Here is a 17,889-nt window from a genome sequence, read left to right on the forward strand (position 1 = left end):
CTTTAAATATATTCTTTTTCCAAAACCTCAGCTATATTCATTATCTTTTCCTCCTCAAAGGGCTTCCCAATAATTTGCAAGCCAACAGGTAAATTTTGAACTCTACCGCAGGAAACGGATATTGCAGGCAATCCAGCTAAATTAACAGAGGCAGTGAAAATATCAGATAAATACATTTGTAAGGGGTCTTTGGCTCTCTCTCCTAATTTAAATGCAGGGGTTGGAGAAGTAGGAGTAAAAATAACATCGACTTTTTCAAAGGCTTTATCAAAATCTTTTTTAATTAATGTTCTAACTTTTTGGGCTCTTACATAATAAGCTTCATAATAACCCGAGGACAGAGCATATGTCCCTAACATTATTCTTCTTCTCACCTCATTTCCAAAACCTTCTCCCCTACTTTTTAAATAAACATTCAATAAATTGTTGGATTGTTTGATTGTTGGATTGTTGGATATTGAGTATCCGTATTTAATTCCATCATAACGAGCAAGATTGGCACTAGCTTCAGAAGGAGCAATTATATAATAACACGGTAAAGCATATTCTGTATGAGGAAGACTAACTTCTTCAATTTTAGCTCCTTCTTTTTCATATTTTTTTATTGCCTTTTTTATTAATTTTATCACTTCAGGGTCAGTCCCTTCAACAAAATACTCTTTGGGAACACCAATAACTAAATTGGAAATTGGATATTGAATATTGGAAATTTTAGATTCGACTGAAGTAGAATCTAATGGGTCCTTTCCTTTTATAACATCAAATACAATTTTACAATCTTGAACCGTTTTTGTAATGGGTCCTATCTGGTCTAAAGAAGAAGCAAAAGCAATCAAGCCATATCTTGATACAGAACCATAAGTAGGTTTTAAGCCAACCAGGCCACAAAAAGAAGCAGGTTGTCTGATTGAACCTCCTGTATCAGAACCTAAAGCAAAAAGGCAAAAATTGGCAGCTACTGCAGCAGCTGACCCTCCTGAAGAGCCTCCAGGTACTCTGGTTAAATCAATCGGGTTTTTCGTCGGACCAAAAGCAGAATTCTCTGTAGAAGAACCCATTGCAAACTCATCCAGATTTGTTTTGGCCAAAATTACAGCTCCTTGTTCCTTTAATTCCTTTATACAAGTAGCATCATAGGGAGCTATGTAATTTTCTAAAATCTTAGAACCTGCAGTACATTTTATTCCCTCCACCAAGATATTATCTTTTATAGCTACCGGACTTCCTGCAAGGAAAGAAATTTCCTTTTCTTTAGAAATCATCTCATCTACCTTTTTTGCTTCAGAGAGAGCTGAATCTTCAGAAACAGTTAAAAAAGAATGAATTTTTTTATCTTCTTTTTTAATCTTTTCTAAATATGCTTTGGTTAATTCTACTGCCGAAAATTCTTTTTTTAATAGACCTTGGTGAACTTTTTTTATTGTAAGATTTATTAATTCCATTAAAGTATCTGTTTTACCTTCAGGTATCCGCCCTTTTCTTCGGGTGCTAATTCTAATAATTTTTTATTTTTTAGTTTTGATTTTTCATCCTCTTTGTCTTCTCTCATTACATTCTTAAGCTTTCCTGAAGAAATAAAAAAATCAACACCTGAAATATCAACTTCTTTTAATTTCTCGATATAATCTAAGATCGCAGATAGCTCTTTTTGCATTTCCTCCATTTCTTTTTCACTCAATCCTAATCTGGCAAGATTAGCTACATGTTGAACTTCTTTTTTGGAAATCATAAATGTAATATTAATGTGGAGGTTCTAACTCTGCTGTCTCCACCAATACTTCCTCTAACTCATCTAAATTCTCTAAAACCATCCCCGCTCCCCTAACAACAGCTGTCATTGGGTCTTCAATAATTCTTGTTGGTATCCTTGTCTCTTTCTGAATTAATACATTTAATCCTCTTAAAAGAGCTCCGCCACCTGACAAATAAATTCCTTTTGTCATTACGTCAGCTAAAAGTTCAGGCGGTGTCTCTTCAATAGCTATTTTAATTTCTGTCACAATTCTTCCTATAGATTTTTCCATCGCCCTCCTTACTTCCCTATGAGAAATCAAAACTTCTTCAGGAAGACCAGTTACTAAATTTCTTCCTCGCATTGGAATTTCTTTTTTCTCTTTTAAAAGATGGGCTGAACCTATACCAATTTTAATCATTTCAGCTGTTCTCTCCCCGATTAATAGTTTATATTCTTCCTGGGCAAAATGAATTATGTCATCATTAAGCTTATCTCCAGCTATTCTAAGACTTTTTGATAAAACTATACCTCCTAAGGAAATTACTGCCACCTCTGTTGTACCTCCTCCGATATCGACAATAAAATTCCCGCCTGCTTCCTGAACGGGCAATCTAGCTCCAATGGCTGATGCCATTGGTTCGTCAATTAAGAAAACTTCTCTTGCTCCCCCCGATTTTGCAGCATCAATCACTGCTTTTTTTTCTACTTCAGTTACTCCGGAAGGTATACCAATGATAATTCTTGGTCTGAGCCACCTTTTTTTCCTGGTTTTCTCAATAAAATACCTCAGCATTTGTTCTGTGACTTCAAAGTCAGAAACCACTCCGGCCCTTAAAGGTCTGGTTGCCACAATATAAGAAGGGGTTCTCCCTACCATTTTTTTAGCTTCAGAACCAATTGCTAAAACCTGACCTGTTTTTTTATTTACAGCAACTATCGAAGGCTCTTGCATAACAATACCCCTTCCACGTACATAGACCACAGAGTTGGCAGTACCAAGATCAATAGCAATATCCTCTGATAAAGCTTTAAAGATTTTTTTCAACATTCTTTTTTAAATTAGTAATTTCTATTAATTTTACTCTACTTTCATCTCTTCTTTTTAACTCAACAGAGTTTTTCCTTAACGTCTTTTCAGAAACAACAATCCTCATTGGAATACCTATCAAATCACAATCTGCAAACTTTTCTCCTGCTGATTTATCTTTCCTATCATCATATAATATTTCAATATTTTGTTTTTGTCCACCTATGCCGGAGGCTACGGCGGATCTACCGCAACTCCTCTTCTGAGAAGCAGAAACGGATAAATCCCTGTATATTTCATCTGCCTTTTTTCTTACATTTTTAGTATTATCAAGAGAAATTAAATGAATCTGAAAAGGAGCTATTTCCTTTGGCCAAATAATTCCATTTTTATCGCTATTGACTTCAACCGAGGTTGCCATTAATCTGGGAAGGCCAATTCCATAACACCCCATTAAAATAAATTTCTCTTTACCGTCTTTATCTTTATATTTAGCGTTCATATCCTTACTATACTTTGTCCCCAGATAGAAGATATGTCCTACTTCAATTGATTTTTTAGTCTCCAATGGACTTTTACATTGGGGACATTTTTTGTTTCTACCCATCACTTCAATATTTACTCCGTAATTACATTTTTTGCAAAGTAAAATCTTATCCTCGCCAATATTAGATATGACCATGAATTCATGAGAAAGCTTGCCGCCAATTGTACCAGAACTTGCTTCAACGCAAACTGTTTTTAACCCACACCTCTTAAAGATTTTAAAATAAGATTTTTTTATTTTTTCATAAAAATTGACCAAGTCTTTCTTATTAGAATGAAAACTATATAAATCCTTCATTATAAATTCTATTGTTCTTAAGAGTCCGCCGGTAGCCCGCATTTCATTACGGAATTTATTCTGAATCTGAAAGAGAAAGAAAGGTAAATCTTGGTAAGAACTAACTCTTTTTCGGACCATATCCACCATTTCCTCTTCATGGGTAGAACCCAAAGCTAATTCTTTATTGTGGCGGTCTTTCAATTTAAAAAGAGGTGGATCCATAGCATTCCAGCGTTTAGTTTCCTGCCAAAGATTCTTATTTTGAAAAGTTGACAAATATACTTCTTGAGCACCCAGCTCAAGCATTTCTTCCCGGATAATTTTTTCAATTTTTTTCAAAACTAAAAATCCTAAGGGTAAAAATCTATAAACTCCGCTAATTGATTGCTCAATAAAATCCCCTTTAATTAAATATTTATGACTAATAGCTATTGCAGTTCTTGCTATTTTCTTTTTAGTTTTTGTGAAAAGTTGGGATTGAAGCATATGTTTTAGAAAATTCTTGCTATATCTTTTATTGTTACCCAAACCATTAGCAAGAGCAAAGCCATAAAAGAAAAAGCAATCATTTTTTGTTGAATTTTTTCAGAAACTGGTTTTTTTCTTACGGCCTCAATTGCTAAAAATAAAATTCTACCTCCGTCTACTGCCGGAATAGGTAAAAGATTAAATATGGCTAATTGAATAGAAATTAAAGATAGAAAGTTCAAAAAATAAATTAATCCTAATCGTTGAGTCTGAGTTAACATTTGAAAGATTCCAACAGGTCCTACTATCTCTATTCCTGTCCGCTGGCCTAAAAATAAGTTTTCAAGAGCTTGAATATAAACTTGAATTACAGCCAAAGTAATCTTCCCCGTAGTCACAATTCCTTTAAAAGGAGCTAAATACCAGGGATGTTTTTGAATTGCCGTCCTAATTAAAGCTACTCCCATTGGTCCCTCACCTTCGGGCGGCAAAATTCTTGGTATTAAAGAAGCTTCGAAAACCTCTTTTTCTCTCTCAATTATCAAAATAATATTCTGACCTTTATTCTGGTTAATAATCTCTTTTATTTCTTTAATCTTCGTTACATCAAACCTCAAACCTCCAATCTTAAAACCTTTTATTATATCTCCTACTTTTAAACCCGCAATATCAGCCGGCGAATCTGAAGCTATATCTATAATATTGACTTTAGGATTTAAAAAATTAGAAATTTCTTCATCTTCAATCATAACAGGAGCGCCGAGACCAAAGACAATACTAAAAAGAATTGCTGCTATTACCCAAAAAGAAAGCACCCCTCCCAAAGCAATCAAAAATCTTTTTCCAACCGATTGTCGAGAAAAACTATGAGGATCACGGCTTTTTTCAATCTCTCCCGGCATCCTGACAAAAGCACCGAAGGGCAAAAGATTAAGAGAATAAATAGTTTCTCCAATTTTTTTTGCAATTATTCTTGGAGGATAACCTATCCCAAACTCTTCAACTTTTACTCTAAATTTTTTAGCCAATATAAAATGACCCAGCTCATGAAGAGTTATTAAACTAATAAGACTGATAAGACCTATTATAAATGTTAAAATCATCTAACCATTTTAACCTTCTATTTCTTTTTTCTTTTTTTGTACTATTTCTTCAATTTTCTCTTGAAACTCCTTTATCAAATCCTCTAGTTCATCTTTTCCTTTATACTTATCATCTTCACTAAGCTTGCTTTCTCTAAATGCTTCCTGTATCTCTTTCCAAGCCTCATCTCTCCACTTCCTGATTGTTTTTTTAATCTGTTCTTGTTTCTCAATAACTAAACGAATCAAATCATTTCTAAACTCTTCGCTTAAAGGCGGCAGGGTGATTCTAATTAGGGCTTTGTCAACTATTGGTGAAGCCCCTATACTGCTTTTTTCCAAAGACTTTACAATTTCCTCGATATAGGATTTGTCCCAGGGTTGAATCAAAATCTCTCTTGGCTGGGGAATTGATATTGCAGCTAACTGCTTCAAAGAATATATCTTGCCAAAATATCCGACGCTAATATTCTCAACTAAAGAAGGAGAAGCTCTCTCGGCTCTAATTTTTTGCAATTCTCTATTTAAAAAATTGACAACCTTTTCTAATTCAGGTTTTATTTTTTCAATAATGTCTTTGTAAGAAATTCTTTCTTCTGACATAAAATGGCTTAAAGCTTCATCATTAATATTTCTAAAGCTAATCTTGGGTTAATGTTCGTGGTTGAAATTACATAAATTGTTTCTTGAATAGCGTCGAGAATGTTTTTTATTTTTAATAAATTTGGTCTGTTTTTAGCAAAAAGTAAATTCTTTCTGAAATAAAACAACCAAGCATCCAATGTTTCTTTCAGGTCTTCTTTTTGGGATAATTCTTTAACATATTGAAAACGTAAAGAAAGCGGAGAATTTGAAATTTTTTCCAATTTTTTTATCTTTTTCTTTCTCTGTTCTAATTTCTCGGAGTTTTGCAAAAAATTAATAGCTTTTCCGGGTCTCCCTAATGAAAGTTCAACAATTTGTTTAATATCTTCCTTCGGAACTTTTTTTTGTTTCAAGTAAAGACTTATTTCTTCATTTTTCACGGAGTAAAACTTAACATTTTCACACCTTGAAAGGATAGTAGGTAAAAGATAACCTGGATGCTCTGTAATTAAAATTAAAAGACTTTTAGTTTTTGGTTCTTCTAAGCTCTTTAAAAAACAGTTTTGGGCCTCCCGGGTCATTAAATGAGCTTTATCAACTATTACGCCTAAAAGAGGTGCTTTTATAGGTTTTAAGGATAATTTCCAATTAAGCTCTCTAATCTGAGCAATTTGAATCTGCTCACGCACCAGAGCAGACCTCGGAGCGGGGGTGTTGCGCCCAACCGAACTTTGTTCTGGTCTGGGATGTTTTGTTCTTGGGACAATCAAAATAAAATCTGGATGACGAGACAGTTCTTCTTTAAAAAGAGAAGAAATTAGCTCTAAAGCTATTGTTCTTTTACCTAACTCTTCGGGTCCGGTAAACAGTAAAGCATGAGGAATTTTTCCTGAGCTAACTATTTTTTTTAAAAACTCTTGTTGTTTTTTATGGCCAATAATCACTGTTTCTTCCTCATTATTGTTTTTTTATAGAGGTCTAAATTTTCTAACATTACTCCTGTTCCCTTTGCTACGCATAAAGACGGGTCCTCAACTAAAATAGCTGGAACACCTATGGATTTGGCAATTAATTCTGGAAGATTATCTAATAGAGAACCTCCTCCTGTCATTACCATCCCTTTATTCATGATATCAGCCGACAGTTCAGGTGGAGTATCTCTAAGTACTAATTTAATTACGTGAATAATCTCGGAAAGAATATCAGAGAGGGCTTCGCACATATCATTTGACGAAATTTTAATATTTTTAGGTAATCCTAAAGACATATCTCTTCCTCGAATCTCCATCTTTTTTTCTTCCTTCTCGGGAAGAGCGGTACCGATTCTCTTCTTTATCTCCTCTGATGTTTGTTCTCCGATAGCTAAATTGTATTTCTTCCTAATATAATCAGAAATAGCAATATCCATTTTATCTCCTGCTATTCTTATAGAATGAAAATTAACAATTCCACCCAAAGAAATCACTGCAGCTTCAGTTGTCCCTCCCCCAATATCAACAATCATATTACCGGAACAACTATCAATTGGAACCCCCGCTCCAATAGCTGCTAAGATGGGCTCTTTCGCTAAATAAACTGTTTTCGCTCCGACATTCATGCCGGCTTCAATTACCGCCCTTTTTTCAGTAGAAGTAATACCGGCTGGAACACCAATCATCAAATCTGGCTTGAAAAGGCGAAAATGACCCATCGTTTTATCAATAAAATGTTTAAGCATTGCCTGGGTTACTCTAAAATCAGCAATCACTCCGTCCTTAAGAGGTCGATAAATACGGATTGTATCGGGAGTACGTCCCATCATTTCTTTAGCTTCTCTTCCCACAGCTAAAATCTCATTCTCTGCTATGGCTACTGCCACTACTGATGGTTCTTGTAAAACCACTCCTTTTTTAGGAATAAAAACAACTGAATTGCAGGTTCCTAAATCAATACCAATTCTCATAGTAGTGCTAATACATAATCAGGTCGCTCGCCTTCGGCGAAAGCCTGTTTTCCTACATGGGGGAAACCTGAGAGTGGTGGACACTCACTCTCGCCCCCCCCCTCCGATATAGGAAAGTCTGTTTAAAAGATTATCTTTTTCCTCTTTAAAGATAACTTATCTTTTCAAATTTTGCAACTTTCAAAAAAAAAGAAGTCAAAAAATAGTCCTCTATAAGTTAATGGCTCTTGAAGTTAATATTTAAAACAAATATAATGTTTAAAATGAGAGGAAAAACTCGCAAAATTCTATTGTTTCTATTTTTCCTTATATTTATTATCTCAGCACCCTTATTGGTGTTTTATTTTCAGGGATATAGATTTGATTTTAAAAACAAAAAATTGATCCAAACGGGCGGTCTTTTCTTTAAAATAAAACCGAAACAAACAAAAATTTATTTAGACGAAAAATTATCAAAAGAAACTGATTTTCTTTTTGGTTCAGCTCTAATTGAAAATCTTTTACCAAAAAAATATAATGTTAAAGTAAAAAAAGAGGGGTATTTTGATTGGGAAAAAAACTTAGAAATAAGAGAAAAGGAGGTTACAGAAGCTAGAAATATTGTTCTTTTTCCAAATGATATTAATTTTAGTTTTTTATCAAAAGGAATTAAAGATGTTTGGCTTTCTCCCGACGAAAGAAAAATGATTTTTAAAGAAAAGAAAGAAGATATCTGGGAATTGAAAATTTATGATTTAGAGAAAAACTTAAAGAGCCACCTTCTTAAAGAAAGTGATATCTCAAGTAAAGGAGCTGATTTATTTGACCTGGAATTTTCCAGAGACGGAAAGAAAATATATTTTGATACTTTAATTGAAGAACAATTAAGAAAAAAGAAGAGTTTTGTTTTAGAAATCGATAAGAGCCCCCCTTTCTTAAAAGAAACTGAAAAAACTTTACCACCTCTGGAAAATATTATAACCTCTCAACAAATCAATGAAGAAGTTTATTATCTGGATAATTTTGGTTATCTTTACAAATCGGATAGTTCTTTCTCTAAAGCAGAAGAAATCACAAGAGTGCCTTTTCCTTTAAAACAGGAAACCGACTATCAATTATATGTTTTTTCTGACTTTGTCTTTCTAATAGAAGGAGGGAAATCTCTGCATTTATTAAATCAAGAAACAAAATTATTCGAAAATTTCTTCGAAGGAATAAAGTCTCTAAAAATCTCTCCTGATTTTGAAAAGATAGTCTATTTCTCTAATTACGAAATTCAAATTTTTTTCCTGAAAGAAAGTCCAAAGCAGCCAAAAAGGGAAAAAGGAGAAAATATGTTTTTACTCCGCCTTTCAGAAAAAATCAAAGATGTTTTCTGGATAACACCAAATCATTTGATTTTCAGCACCGAGAATAATATAAAAATTACTGAAATTGACAATAGAGATATAATAAATATTATTCAATTAGCTGAGTTTTCATCTTTTATTAAGAACCACGGAGAATCTACTAAAGACCGGGGAAATCTAAAAATATTCTGGAACTCTATTAATGAAAGACTCTATGTCTTAGCTAAAGAAAGTCTATGGGTTTCAAATAAACTGACTCCCTAAAAACTCTTGAAACTTAAAGGGTGAAACTTGAACCTTAAGCGGTTTTGTTTTGCGCCTGAATTCTTTTCTTAAATTCTTCCCAGTTTACATTTCCCCCTCCTGTCATCTGACAGACTTCTTTAAACGGACAATAACGACATTGCCAACTTAGGGGATAATCAGCGAGCTGGGAAGGAATAATATTTGAATCTATCTTTCTTTTTAGCTCGGTTAATTTTTTCAAAAGTCCCCGGGCTCTATTTTTATCATAATCTACTAAAAATTCTTTTAATTCCTGGCTATCTTTATTAACGTAAAGCAAAATTCCTTTTGATACTTTGAAAAAATGTAAATAAAGCTGAAGCTGGTCAACGTTTTCTACTTTAGGTTCTTTTAGATTTCTAAAAATCATACTGTTCATACTTTTGATGTCAACAATATATAAATCTTTTCCGTCACTAATGATTGCATCAGCCCTTCCAGCGATTAATTCTTTGGGAGGGATATTAACCTCTGACGCTACCACATGAATCTTTCTCAAACTCAACAAAGGCTTCATAATAAGCTGATGTATATAATCTCCGTGCTCAAACAATCTTAAGATTCTCGCTTCCATATCTTCTTTGGGAGCTTTTTTGAATTTATAAAATATTGCCCTTGGACATTTTCCAGCGTCGGTAATATAAAAACGGGTCCTTTCTCTATCTTTTTGGCGGTCTAAGTAAAATTGGTTGATAAGTTTTTTGAGCATAATAAATTAGGGTCTAGTATGTTTTTGTGTATGGTAATTTTAACAAATCCGGGGTTAATTGTCGAGGAATTTTACTCGATATATAAACTATTTTCCGCTTGAAAAATTATTTTGTTGTTATAATATAAAGAAGGTGTTTTAAAAATGTCATCAGGTAAGCCATCAGATGAAATTCTAAAGGCCTTAGAAAAGATTAATCAAGATTTATCAGGAGAACTTTTGATAAGTGCATTGGATAATTTGAAAAATATCGTAGAAAAAAGTGTCTTAGAAGACCATCATAAAGAATTACTCAGGAAAATATTTTTTTGGAAAAATATAAGGGAAAATCGAGAAGCTCGTGAAATTTTAAAGCAAATATTAACGAAATTCATTAGAGAAGCTATCCTTGACCTGTTTAAAGTCTTATCATATACCTTCAATAATCTTTAAACTATATCCTTTTTTAAAAAATCTCTTTTTAAAAGAGATTATTTTTTTATATAAGATTATCACAAGACTCAGGGTTACGAAAACGCTTTAGCGTTTCCTCCACTGCTTTGCTCTTCTGGCTCTTCTTAAACCAAACTTTTTTCTTTCTCTCATTCTTGAATCCCTTCTTAAAAAGCCAGCTTTTTTTAATCTTTTTCTAAAGTCGGGGTTAAAAAGAACAAGTACTCTGGCTATTCCATGACGAATAGCTTCTGCTTGACCGGAAATACCTCCCCCTTTCACGATTACTGAAATCCTAAACTTATCTATGCACTTCATTTTTTCTAAAGAAGCTAAAGCAGTTTTTTGAAGCTCAAGAATAGGAAAATATTTTTCCAATGGCTTTTTGTTAACTAAAAATTCTTTCTCTCCTTTAGTCCAAATTCTCACCCTGGCTACCGATGTCTTTCTTCTCCCTTGAGATTCATAATATTTATCAGGTTTACTAACCTTTTTTTCCGCCAGCTGGCGGATTTCTTTTCTTCTCTTGTCCTCCACATCCTTGACTACGGAGGGTTTCTCTACTTTCTTCTTTTTCTTTTCTTTCTTAGGAGCTTTAGGTTTTTTCTTGGTTTTTGTTTTAGTTTTTGTTTTAGTTTTTGTTTCTGTTTTAGCTTTTACCATATAATATTAATTTAAAACCTATTTAGATTTTTCAAATCTTAATCTTTTTATCTGTTTTGACCTTAATTTATTTTTTGGCAACATCCCATAAACTGCTTTTTTTAAAACTTCTTCAGGTTTTGTCTTAAAAAGTCGTTTTAAAGGAATTTCTTTCAATCCACCGGGATATCCTGAATATCGATAATATTTTTTCTGCTCCATTTTCCTTCCCGTAATTTTTAACTTCTCAACATTTTTAACAATTACAATATCACCCATATCTTTATAGGGTACAAAGTCAGGTTTTTGTTTGCCACGCAAAAGAATGGCGACTTTGCTAGCTAGCCTACCCAAAACTTTATCTTCAGCATCAATAGTATGAGTTTTCCGTTGCATAGCTAAATGGTTGCCATTCATTCTACTAATTCTATTATTGCCATTTTTGCCCCGTTGCTCTTTCTTGGTCCCAATTTAATAATTCTTGTGTATCCTCCTTTCCTCTCTTTATACCTCGGAGCTATTTCCTCGACTATTTTTTTTACCATTTGTGAAGAAAAATTCTTAGCTAATAGTCTTCTTGCTGACAGATCAGCCTTCTTGGCTTTAGTAATTTGTTTTTCGGCAAAAATAGAAAGCTCTTTAGCTTTAGCTTTCGTAGTTTTAATCTTTTCTTTTAAGAAAAATTCTCTGGCCAAAGACCTCAAAAGTGCTCTTCTTTGGTTTCTTTTCCTGCTAAGCTTTCTTCCTTTTTTTCTTTTTTTCATGTTTTTTGCTTTTAACTGTTTTATCGTGTTCTTTTTTCAACTCTCTCTTTCTCTTATCTTCAGCTTTAACTAAGGAGGATTCCTTTTTGAAGGTCTGAGAAAATAAATCAAAGTGATTTAATAAAATCTTTGAAGCTCTGAAAAATGCCTCTTGGGGAGATATAATACCATCAGTCTCAATCTCTAAAAATAACCTATCAAAATCTGTTCTCTTCCCCACCCTCATATTCTCTACCTTAAAAGCCACTCTTTTTACCGGAGTAAAGATAGAGTCCAAAAGAATTACTCCAACTTCTAATTTTTCTTTCTTCCTTGCTTCTTTTGGTACATATCCTGTTCCTTTTTCAACCTGAATTTCTATCTCTAATTCTGCTTTTTTTTCGGTCAAAGTGGCAATATGGGCTTCTTTATCCACTAACTCTAATTGGGCTGGAAGTTTAAAATCAGAACCTGTCACTTTCTTTTCACCTTTTACCTTTAAAACAGCTTTTTGAGGCTCTTTTGTGAAAATCTTAAATCTTAACTTTTTTAAATTAAGTAGAATATCAATTACATCCTCGAGCACGCCGGGAATAGTTGAAAATTCATGGGAAACATTTTTTATCCTAACATGGGTGAGCGCAGCACCCTCTAAAGAAGAAAGTAAAACTCTTCTTAAAGAATTTCCAATTGTGACTCCATAACCCGGATAAAGAGCTTCTATTTCAAAAATGGCTTTATTTTTTTCTTTTTTAATAGCTTTTGGCTTAAGGGGTAAAGGAATCATGATTTAAAAAACAAGCAACAAGAGAAGGGGAATAAAGATTTTTCTTATTTTCCATTTCCTGCTCCTTGAAATTATCTTGAATAAAACTCGAAAATAGTTGGTATTTCCACCGGTGGAGATACTTCTTCTAAAGTAGGAATTCCAACTATTTTCCCTTCTAATTTTTCGGTATTTAATTCAAGCCAACTCGGAACTTTTTGTTTTTTCATTAAAGCTCTAATTTCTTTCACAACCTTCCTTCCAGATTTTTTAGGTTTTAGGGAAATAACATCTCCTTTTTTTAATTGGTGAGAGGGAATATTCATGGCTTTTTTATTAACCATAAAAAACCTATGCGACACTAATTGTCTTGCTTTAGCTCTTGAAAGAGTGAAACCTAATCTAAAAACTACATTATCTAAACGAAACTCTAACATTTGAATCAGTAAAGCTGAGGTATCTTTTACTTTGCCTCTTTTTCCCAGTATCTTCTTTATATAATTTTTAAACTGTTTTTCTCTTAAATTATACCAGTTTCTTAATTTTTGTTTTTCTCTCAACTCCTTTGCATATTCTGAAGGACGACTTCTTCTTCTTCTCTTTGCTTTTTGACCGGGAGGATAAGCCCTTTTTACCATAGCGCACTTTGGCGAAAAACAACGTTCGCCTTTTAAAAAAAGTTTTTCACCTACTCTCCGACAAATTTTGCACTTCGCATTTATCATCTTATTTCTTAATTCGTAGAATCAAGGTTCTGAGGAGCGGAGCGACGAATGGTTCTTAATTCAAAGAATCAAGGTTCTGAGGAGCGGAGCGACGAATGGTTCTTAATTCAAAGAATCAAGGTTCTCACCGAAGGTGAGGTTCTTACACTCTCCTTGGTTTTTTAGGCCGACAACCGTTATGGGGAACAGGAGTTACATCTTTAATTGAGATTATATCCAAACGCCGAGCCGCCAGACTTCTTATTGCCGAGTCCCTTCCGGAACCTATTCCCTTAACTAAAACCTTAATTTTTTTGATCTTCAATTTATCTACCACTTGACTCATTGCTTCAGCTACCTTTGAAGCAGCAAAAGGAGTGCCTTTCTTTGTACCTTTAAAACCAATTCTACCCGCCGAAGTCCAGTATAAAACATTTCCTTCAAGGTCAGTTAAGCTTAAGAGTGTATTATTATACGAAGAATAAATATAAATTCTCCCCTCTTTTACTTTCTGAGGAGCTTTTATTTTAACTTCTTTCCTTACAGCTGCTTCTACTTTTTCTCTCTCTTTTAATAATTCTTCTTTAGTTTTAACAACAACACGTTTCTTACCCATAGTGGTAATATTTTTTGATATTATTCTATTTTGAGGTTGGAGGCGGTTTTCTGCCTGAACCTACAGTTTTCCTTACATTTCCTCTTACTGTCCTGGTGTTTGTCTTGGTTCTCTGACCTCTAACAGGCAATCCTTTAGCATGACGAAGACCCCTCCATGTCCCGATATCTCTTAATCTTTTAATTGCCATCATTTTCCCTCTTTTCACTTCTCCTTCTACTTTATAATTTCTTTCAATTATTTCTTTTAAACGGTTAATTTCATCGGGTGTAAGATCTTTTGCTTTTTTAAAAGGATTTATGCTGGTTTGTATAAGAATTTTACTACTTAAAGAAAGACCTATTCCGTAAATGTAGGTCAAAGCTATTTCTATTTGTTTGTTTTCTGGTATATTAACTCCGGCAATTCTTGGCATTGTATTTACTTTTTTTATCCTTGTCTTTGTTTATGTTTAGGGTTCTTACATATTATATAAACCCGTCCTTTTCTCCGAACAACCTTACAATGTCGACACCTTTTTTTTACAGATGATTTTACTTTCATAAAAAGCTAATTATTTATTTCGATAAACTATTCTTCCCCTCTTTTCATCATAGGGGCTTAGCTCTACCGTTACTTTGTCACCTGGTAAAACTTTAATCCTATATATCCTCAACTTTCCGGCAAGATGACATAATGCCTCTTTCCCATCCTCTAATCTTATACGAAAATTACCAGCTGGTAGAGCCTCTAAAACTACTCCATATTTTTTAATTTTTTTGTTTTTCACCAATGATTGATAATTGATTAATTTACCAAAAATTTAAATTTTAGTCAACACTTTGGCTTTACTTAATACAAGCCCTTTTAGAATAGACTTTAATCTATAATAGGATATTTAATCTCAATTTTATTTAAATCCTCTGGTACACTTTTCACCCAAAATGGCCAAAATCTAATTTCTATATTGATAAATTCTGATTGTTTTTCCAGAAAAATTTTTGTTTCAATTAAGGATTTTCCGACTAACGACTCCTTTAAAAGTTGTAAATTAATATCGGGATACATCTTAATTGAAAAACTCAAAGAGAGAACAACCTTCCCAGATTCAAAATCAACAATTTGAGGAGTATAATCTATTTTTAAGCTCTCCTCGTAGAGTAATTTTTCTTCATGAGTTTCAGAAAAGATAAATTCTTTTACAAAATTTTGGACTTCTTCTTTTTTAAAAATAATCGTAGTAGCTTCTACCGTTGCTCCGGAATTAAATCTTTCTACCTCATTTCCTTCCTTTGCTAAAGAAAATATGTCTTTAATCTCTGTCTCTAAAATGTCGTCCAAAAATACGAATTCATCTGTAACCTTGTTTTCTAAACTTACCGCAGCTTTTGTTTTTGCTTTCTTTGAGACACTCTCTTTTGCATTTTCTATATCTTCTGTAGTAATTTGAGGTGAATCTCCTCCTCCTTTTATTTCTTCAAAAGACTCTCCGTAAAATTTAGTATACCTTGGAGTTCCTCTGAAAACAAAAATAGAAAAATGGGAAGGTCCAATATTATAATCTTCACCTGCTTCAGCAGCTATTACCGGAACGTCAACATATTTTGGGATAATTTTTCCATTTTCGATTTCAGCTCCAGGCACAGCAATTTTATCTTTTGATTTATATAGTTTTCCTTCAGAGGATACAAATCTTGTTTCTGCTAACCAATTTTCGGATTTTGTACTATAAGCATTATAAAGTCTAATAATACCTTCTGCTTTCTTTAAAGTTCTGCCAGAAGATAAAAAACTGTCAGAGATACTTTCTTCAATCTTAAGAAATTGACCGGGAATAGTTTTGTTTTCAAAATCAGGTTTTTCAACTTCTGTATCTATGGTTAAGTTTGTCTTAGAAAAATCTGTCTTTGTCTCCGGCCAAATTTTAATCTCAACTTTTGAGAGCTGAAAACCAACGATAACAGCTATTATTAAGGATAAAGGAATTAAAAACCAAACCCAGTTTATCTTGATTTTTTTAGGTAATTCTTCTTTCTCTTCTACTAATGGTTTTTCCATTTTTAAAGAGGAAGAAGGTTCTTCAGGCGGTAAAATGTCCCAGATTTTCCTTGTCATACTTTATATATTATATCAAAAAATCCTTTACTTTAAAATGAAGGATTAAAAAAGGATTAATGAGGTGGAATTTATTCAAGAATTGCTCGAATTCTTCTTATCCCGGCTCCTGCTGACTCTTCTTTTACAATTTTAAAATGCCCTAATTCCCCTGTACTATTTTCATGGGGCCCGGCACAAATCTCTTTTGAAAAAATTTTTCCTCCAGACTCCCTAATAGAATATACCGTCACCCTATCAGGGTATTTATCTTTGAAAAAAGCCAGGGCTCCTGATTTTACGGCTGTTTGATAGGGCAATTCCTCTTTTATAACCTCTAAATCTTCTTTTATTTTCTGGTTAACCAAGTCTTGAACTCTTTTAAGTTCTTTATCTGTTAATTTTTGAGGGTGAGAAAAATCAAACCTTAAACGTTGAGGGGTAATATCAGAACCCATCTGCTTTACATGAAAGCCTAAAACATTCCTTAAGGCTTGATGAAGTAAATGAGTAGCAGTGTGAAGTTTTGTAGCTGTATAAGTAGCTTCCTTGCCAATTCCACCAAATTTCTTTTCAACCCCTGCCCTTGAAATCTCCTGATGTTTCTTAAATTCCTCTTTAAATCCTTTTTTATCAACCTTTATCCCCTTTTCTTTAGCTAACTCCTCGCTTAATTCCAGAGGGAATCCATAAGTATCGTAAAGATGGAAAGCATCACTGCCTGAAATATTTCCTTTTGATGAGATTTTTTTAAACTGTTTCAAACCCTTTTTTAAGGTCTTCTCAAATCTTTCTTCTTCTCTTTGAATTACGGTTAAACTATCTGTTTGTTTAGATTTTACTTCAGGATATACATCTTTGTAAATTTCAATCACTTTTTTGGCTAAAGGAACCAAGAAATTATTTGGCAAATTGAGCACTTTTCCAAATCTTATTGCTCTTCTTAAAATGCGTCTCAAGATATATCCTTGCTCCACGTTTGATGGAAGAACTCCATCAGCTGTTAGAAAAACAATTGACCTGATGTGGTCAGCCAAAATTCTAAAAATTCTCTTTTCTTCCTTTAATTCCTTTAATTCCTCATATTTTTTAGAAGAGATTCTTTCAAGTTCCTGAATCACTGGCAAAAATAAATCTGTTTCATAAGCTGAACTTTTGTGCTGTAAAAGAGCTGCCAACCTTTCAAAACCTACTCCTGTGTCTACATTTTTTTGAGAAAGAAGTTTATAACTTCCATCCTCATCTTTAAAATATTCCATAAAAACTAAATTCCATAATTCTACAAAACGCTTGCAATTGCCGCAATTAGGACCGCATTCAACTGCCCCACAACCAAATGACTCACCTCTATCATAAAAGATTTCTGAACAAGGTCCGCAGGGACCCCTTTTCCCAACCGGTCCCCAAAAATTATCTTTTATTCCAAATTCTCTTATTCTTTCTTCTGGAATTCGGTTTTCTTGCCAGATTCTCTTTAACTCTTCATCTTTAGGTATGTTCTTCTCGCCTTTAAAAACAGTTGTCCAAAGTCTATTTTTATCTAAACCTAAAACATCCACGAAAAATTCTAAAGCATATTTAACAGCCCCTTCTTTGAAATAACCTTTCTCTGCATCTTGCCCAATCGACCAATTCCCTAACATTTCAAAAAAAGTATGATGAGTATCATCTCCCACCTTATCAATATCGTCCGTTCTAAAACATTTCTGGCAAGAAGCCAAATGTCTCCGACCAAAATCTACGATAGGGTCTTTTTCTCCTTGTAAATATAAAGTAAATTGCTGCATTCCAGCTGTAGTAAATAAAACTGTTGTATCTTCTGGCAATAATGAAGAAGAAGGCACAATTTTATGCCCCTTTTTCCTAAAGAAGTTTAAGAATTTTTTTCTTATCTCTTTTGAAATCATTACCTAAATTTCAAAGTTA

The 17,889-nt window shown here is 33.4% G+C and carries 22 protein-coding genes; 2 read left to right on the forward strand and 20 right to left on the reverse strand.

The annotated features are described in order from the left end of the window. Positions 1–2: 2 nt before the first annotated feature. From gatA to IB617_03330, 8 genes are read right to left on the reverse strand one after another with little or no spacing between them, the layout of a single operon-like run. Entirely contained in the window at positions 3–1,442 is a 1,440-nt protein-coding gene (gatA, locus tag IB617_03295) for an Asp-tRNA(Asn)/Glu-tRNA(Gln) amidotransferase subunit GatA (GenBank protein ID UZE93152.1), read from the reverse strand. Then, complete coding sequence (gene gatC, locus IB617_03300) at positions 1,442–1,729, reverse strand: Asp-tRNA(Asn)/Glu-tRNA(Gln) amidotransferase subunit GatC (GenBank protein UZE93153.1); 288 nt, start codon at positions 1,727–1,729, stop codon at positions 1,442–1,444. The genes gatA and gatC overlap by 1 nt, the downstream gene beginning before the upstream one ends. Positions 1,730–1,739: 10 nt before the next feature. Continuing rightward, on the reverse strand, positions 1,740–2,783 hold the full coding sequence (locus IB617_03305; GenBank protein UZE93154.1) for a rod shape-determining protein: 1,044 nt from the start codon (positions 2,781–2,783) through the stop codon (positions 1,740–1,742). Next, entirely contained in the window at positions 2,764–4,074 is a 1,311-nt protein-coding gene (locus IB617_03310; GenBank protein UZE93155.1) for a proline--tRNA ligase, read from the reverse strand. The genes IB617_03305 and IB617_03310 overlap by 20 nt, the downstream gene beginning before the upstream one ends. Before the next feature lie 5 nt (positions 4,075–4,079). Then, positions 4,080–5,159 carry a site-2 protease family protein gene (locus IB617_03315; GenBank protein UZE93156.1) on the reverse strand — a complete coding sequence of 360 codons (1,080 nt, stop codon included), beginning with the start codon at positions 5,157–5,159 and terminating at the stop codon, positions 4,080–4,082. A 9-nt stretch (positions 5,160–5,168) separates the two neighbouring features. Further along, positions 5,169–5,741 (reverse strand): ribosome recycling factor, encoded by a 573-nt coding sequence (frr, locus tag IB617_03320; GenBank protein ID UZE93157.1) that lies wholly within the window; start codon positions 5,739–5,741, stop codon positions 5,169–5,171. A gap of 8 nt (positions 5,742–5,749) precedes the next feature. Further along, positions 5,750–6,667, reverse strand: a complete 918-nt coding sequence (locus IB617_03325; protein UZE93158.1) for a hypothetical protein — start codon at positions 6,665–6,667, stop codon at positions 5,750–5,752. Then, positions 6,664–7,665 carry a rod shape-determining protein gene (locus IB617_03330; GenBank protein ID UZE93159.1) on the reverse strand — a complete coding sequence of 334 codons (1,002 nt, stop codon included), beginning with the start codon at positions 7,663–7,665 and terminating at the stop codon, positions 6,664–6,666. Before IB617_03330 ends, IB617_03325 begins: the two co-directional genes overlap by 4 nt. 335 nt (positions 7,666–8,000) lie before the next feature. Here IB617_03330 and IB617_03335 point away from each other — a divergent pair, with 335 nt between their 5' ends. Further along, positions 8,001–9,257: a hypothetical protein gene (locus tag IB617_03335; protein UZE93160.1), complete on the forward strand. Its 1,257-nt coding sequence runs from the start codon at positions 8,001–8,003 to the stop codon at positions 9,255–9,257. A gap of 34 nt (positions 9,258–9,291) precedes the next feature. Here IB617_03335 and IB617_03340 read toward each other — a convergent pair whose 3' ends face one another. Further along, complete coding sequence (locus IB617_03340; GenBank protein ID UZE93161.1) at positions 9,292–9,987, reverse strand: PD-(D/E)XK nuclease family protein; 696 nt, start codon at positions 9,985–9,987, stop codon at positions 9,292–9,294. Positions 9,988–10,131: 144 nt separating this feature from the next. Here IB617_03340 and IB617_03345 point away from each other — a divergent pair, with 144 nt between their 5' ends. Next, a complete protein-coding gene (locus IB617_03345; protein UZE93162.1) occupies positions 10,132–10,419 on the forward strand; it encodes a hypothetical protein in 288 nt (95 codons plus the stop codon). A gap of 87 nt (positions 10,420–10,506) precedes the next feature. On the opposite strand, the gene rpsI is transcribed toward IB617_03345, so the two are convergent. The 11 genes from rpsI to IB617_03400 form a co-directional block, all read right to left on the reverse strand. Next, positions 10,507–11,082, reverse strand: a complete 576-nt coding sequence (gene rpsI, locus IB617_03350) for a 30S ribosomal protein S9 (GenBank protein ID UZE93163.1) — start codon at positions 11,080–11,082, stop codon at positions 10,507–10,509. A gap of 18 nt (positions 11,083–11,100) precedes the next feature. Beyond that, positions 11,101–11,478, reverse strand: coding sequence for a 50S ribosomal protein L13 (gene rplM / locus IB617_03355; protein ID UZE93164.1), 378 nt, complete (start codon positions 11,476–11,478; stop codon positions 11,101–11,103). Then, positions 11,475–11,825, reverse strand: coding sequence for a 50S ribosomal protein L17 (rplQ, locus tag IB617_03360; GenBank protein UZE93165.1), 351 nt, complete (start codon positions 11,823–11,825; stop codon positions 11,475–11,477). The genes rplM and rplQ overlap by 4 nt, the downstream gene beginning before the upstream one ends. After that, positions 11,794–12,591: a DNA-directed RNA polymerase subunit alpha gene (locus IB617_03365; GenBank protein UZE93166.1), complete on the reverse strand. Its 798-nt coding sequence runs from the start codon at positions 12,589–12,591 to the stop codon at positions 11,794–11,796. The genes rplQ and IB617_03365 overlap by 32 nt, the downstream gene beginning before the upstream one ends. A gap of 71 nt (positions 12,592–12,662) precedes the next feature. Next, the gene (rpsD, locus tag IB617_03370; GenBank protein ID UZE93167.1) at positions 12,663–13,295 is read right to left on the reverse strand and encodes a 30S ribosomal protein S4; all 633 of its coding nucleotides are present in this window, start codon (positions 13,293–13,295) and stop codon (positions 12,663–12,665) included. A 142-nt stretch (positions 13,296–13,437) separates the two neighbouring features. Further along, positions 13,438–13,890 (reverse strand): 30S ribosomal protein S11, encoded by a 453-nt coding sequence (gene rpsK, locus IB617_03375; GenBank protein UZE93168.1) that lies wholly within the window; start codon positions 13,888–13,890, stop codon positions 13,438–13,440. Between the two features lie 25 nt (positions 13,891–13,915). Next, on the reverse strand, positions 13,916–14,305 hold the full coding sequence (rpsM, locus tag IB617_03380; protein ID UZE93169.1) for a 30S ribosomal protein S13: 390 nt from the start codon (positions 14,303–14,305) through the stop codon (positions 13,916–13,918). A 14-nt stretch (positions 14,306–14,319) separates the two neighbouring features. Then, the gene (gene rpmJ, locus IB617_03385; GenBank protein ID UZE93170.1) at positions 14,320–14,433 is read right to left on the reverse strand and encodes a 50S ribosomal protein L36; all 114 of its coding nucleotides are present in this window, start codon (positions 14,431–14,433) and stop codon (positions 14,320–14,322) included. 10 nt (positions 14,434–14,443) lie between these two features. Continuing rightward, a complete protein-coding gene (infA, locus tag IB617_03390) occupies positions 14,444–14,662 on the reverse strand; it encodes a translation initiation factor IF-1 (GenBank protein ID UZE93171.1) in 219 nt (72 codons plus the stop codon). 86 nt (positions 14,663–14,748) lie between these two features. After that, a complete protein-coding gene (locus IB617_03395) occupies positions 14,749–15,984 on the reverse strand; it encodes a hypothetical protein (protein ID UZE93172.1) in 1,236 nt (411 codons plus the stop codon). Positions 15,985–16,055: 71 nt separating this feature from the next. Continuing rightward, a complete protein-coding gene (locus IB617_03400; GenBank protein UZE93173.1) occupies positions 16,056–17,870 on the reverse strand; it encodes an alanine--tRNA ligase in 1,815 nt (604 codons plus the stop codon). Positions 17,871–17,889: the final 19 nt, after the last annotated feature.

This window comes from Candidatus Nealsonbacteria bacterium, from assembly GCA_026016225.1.
Classification (GTDB): domain Bacteria; phylum Patescibacteriota; class Minisyncoccia; order Minisyncoccales; family JANBVM01; genus Nealson33H.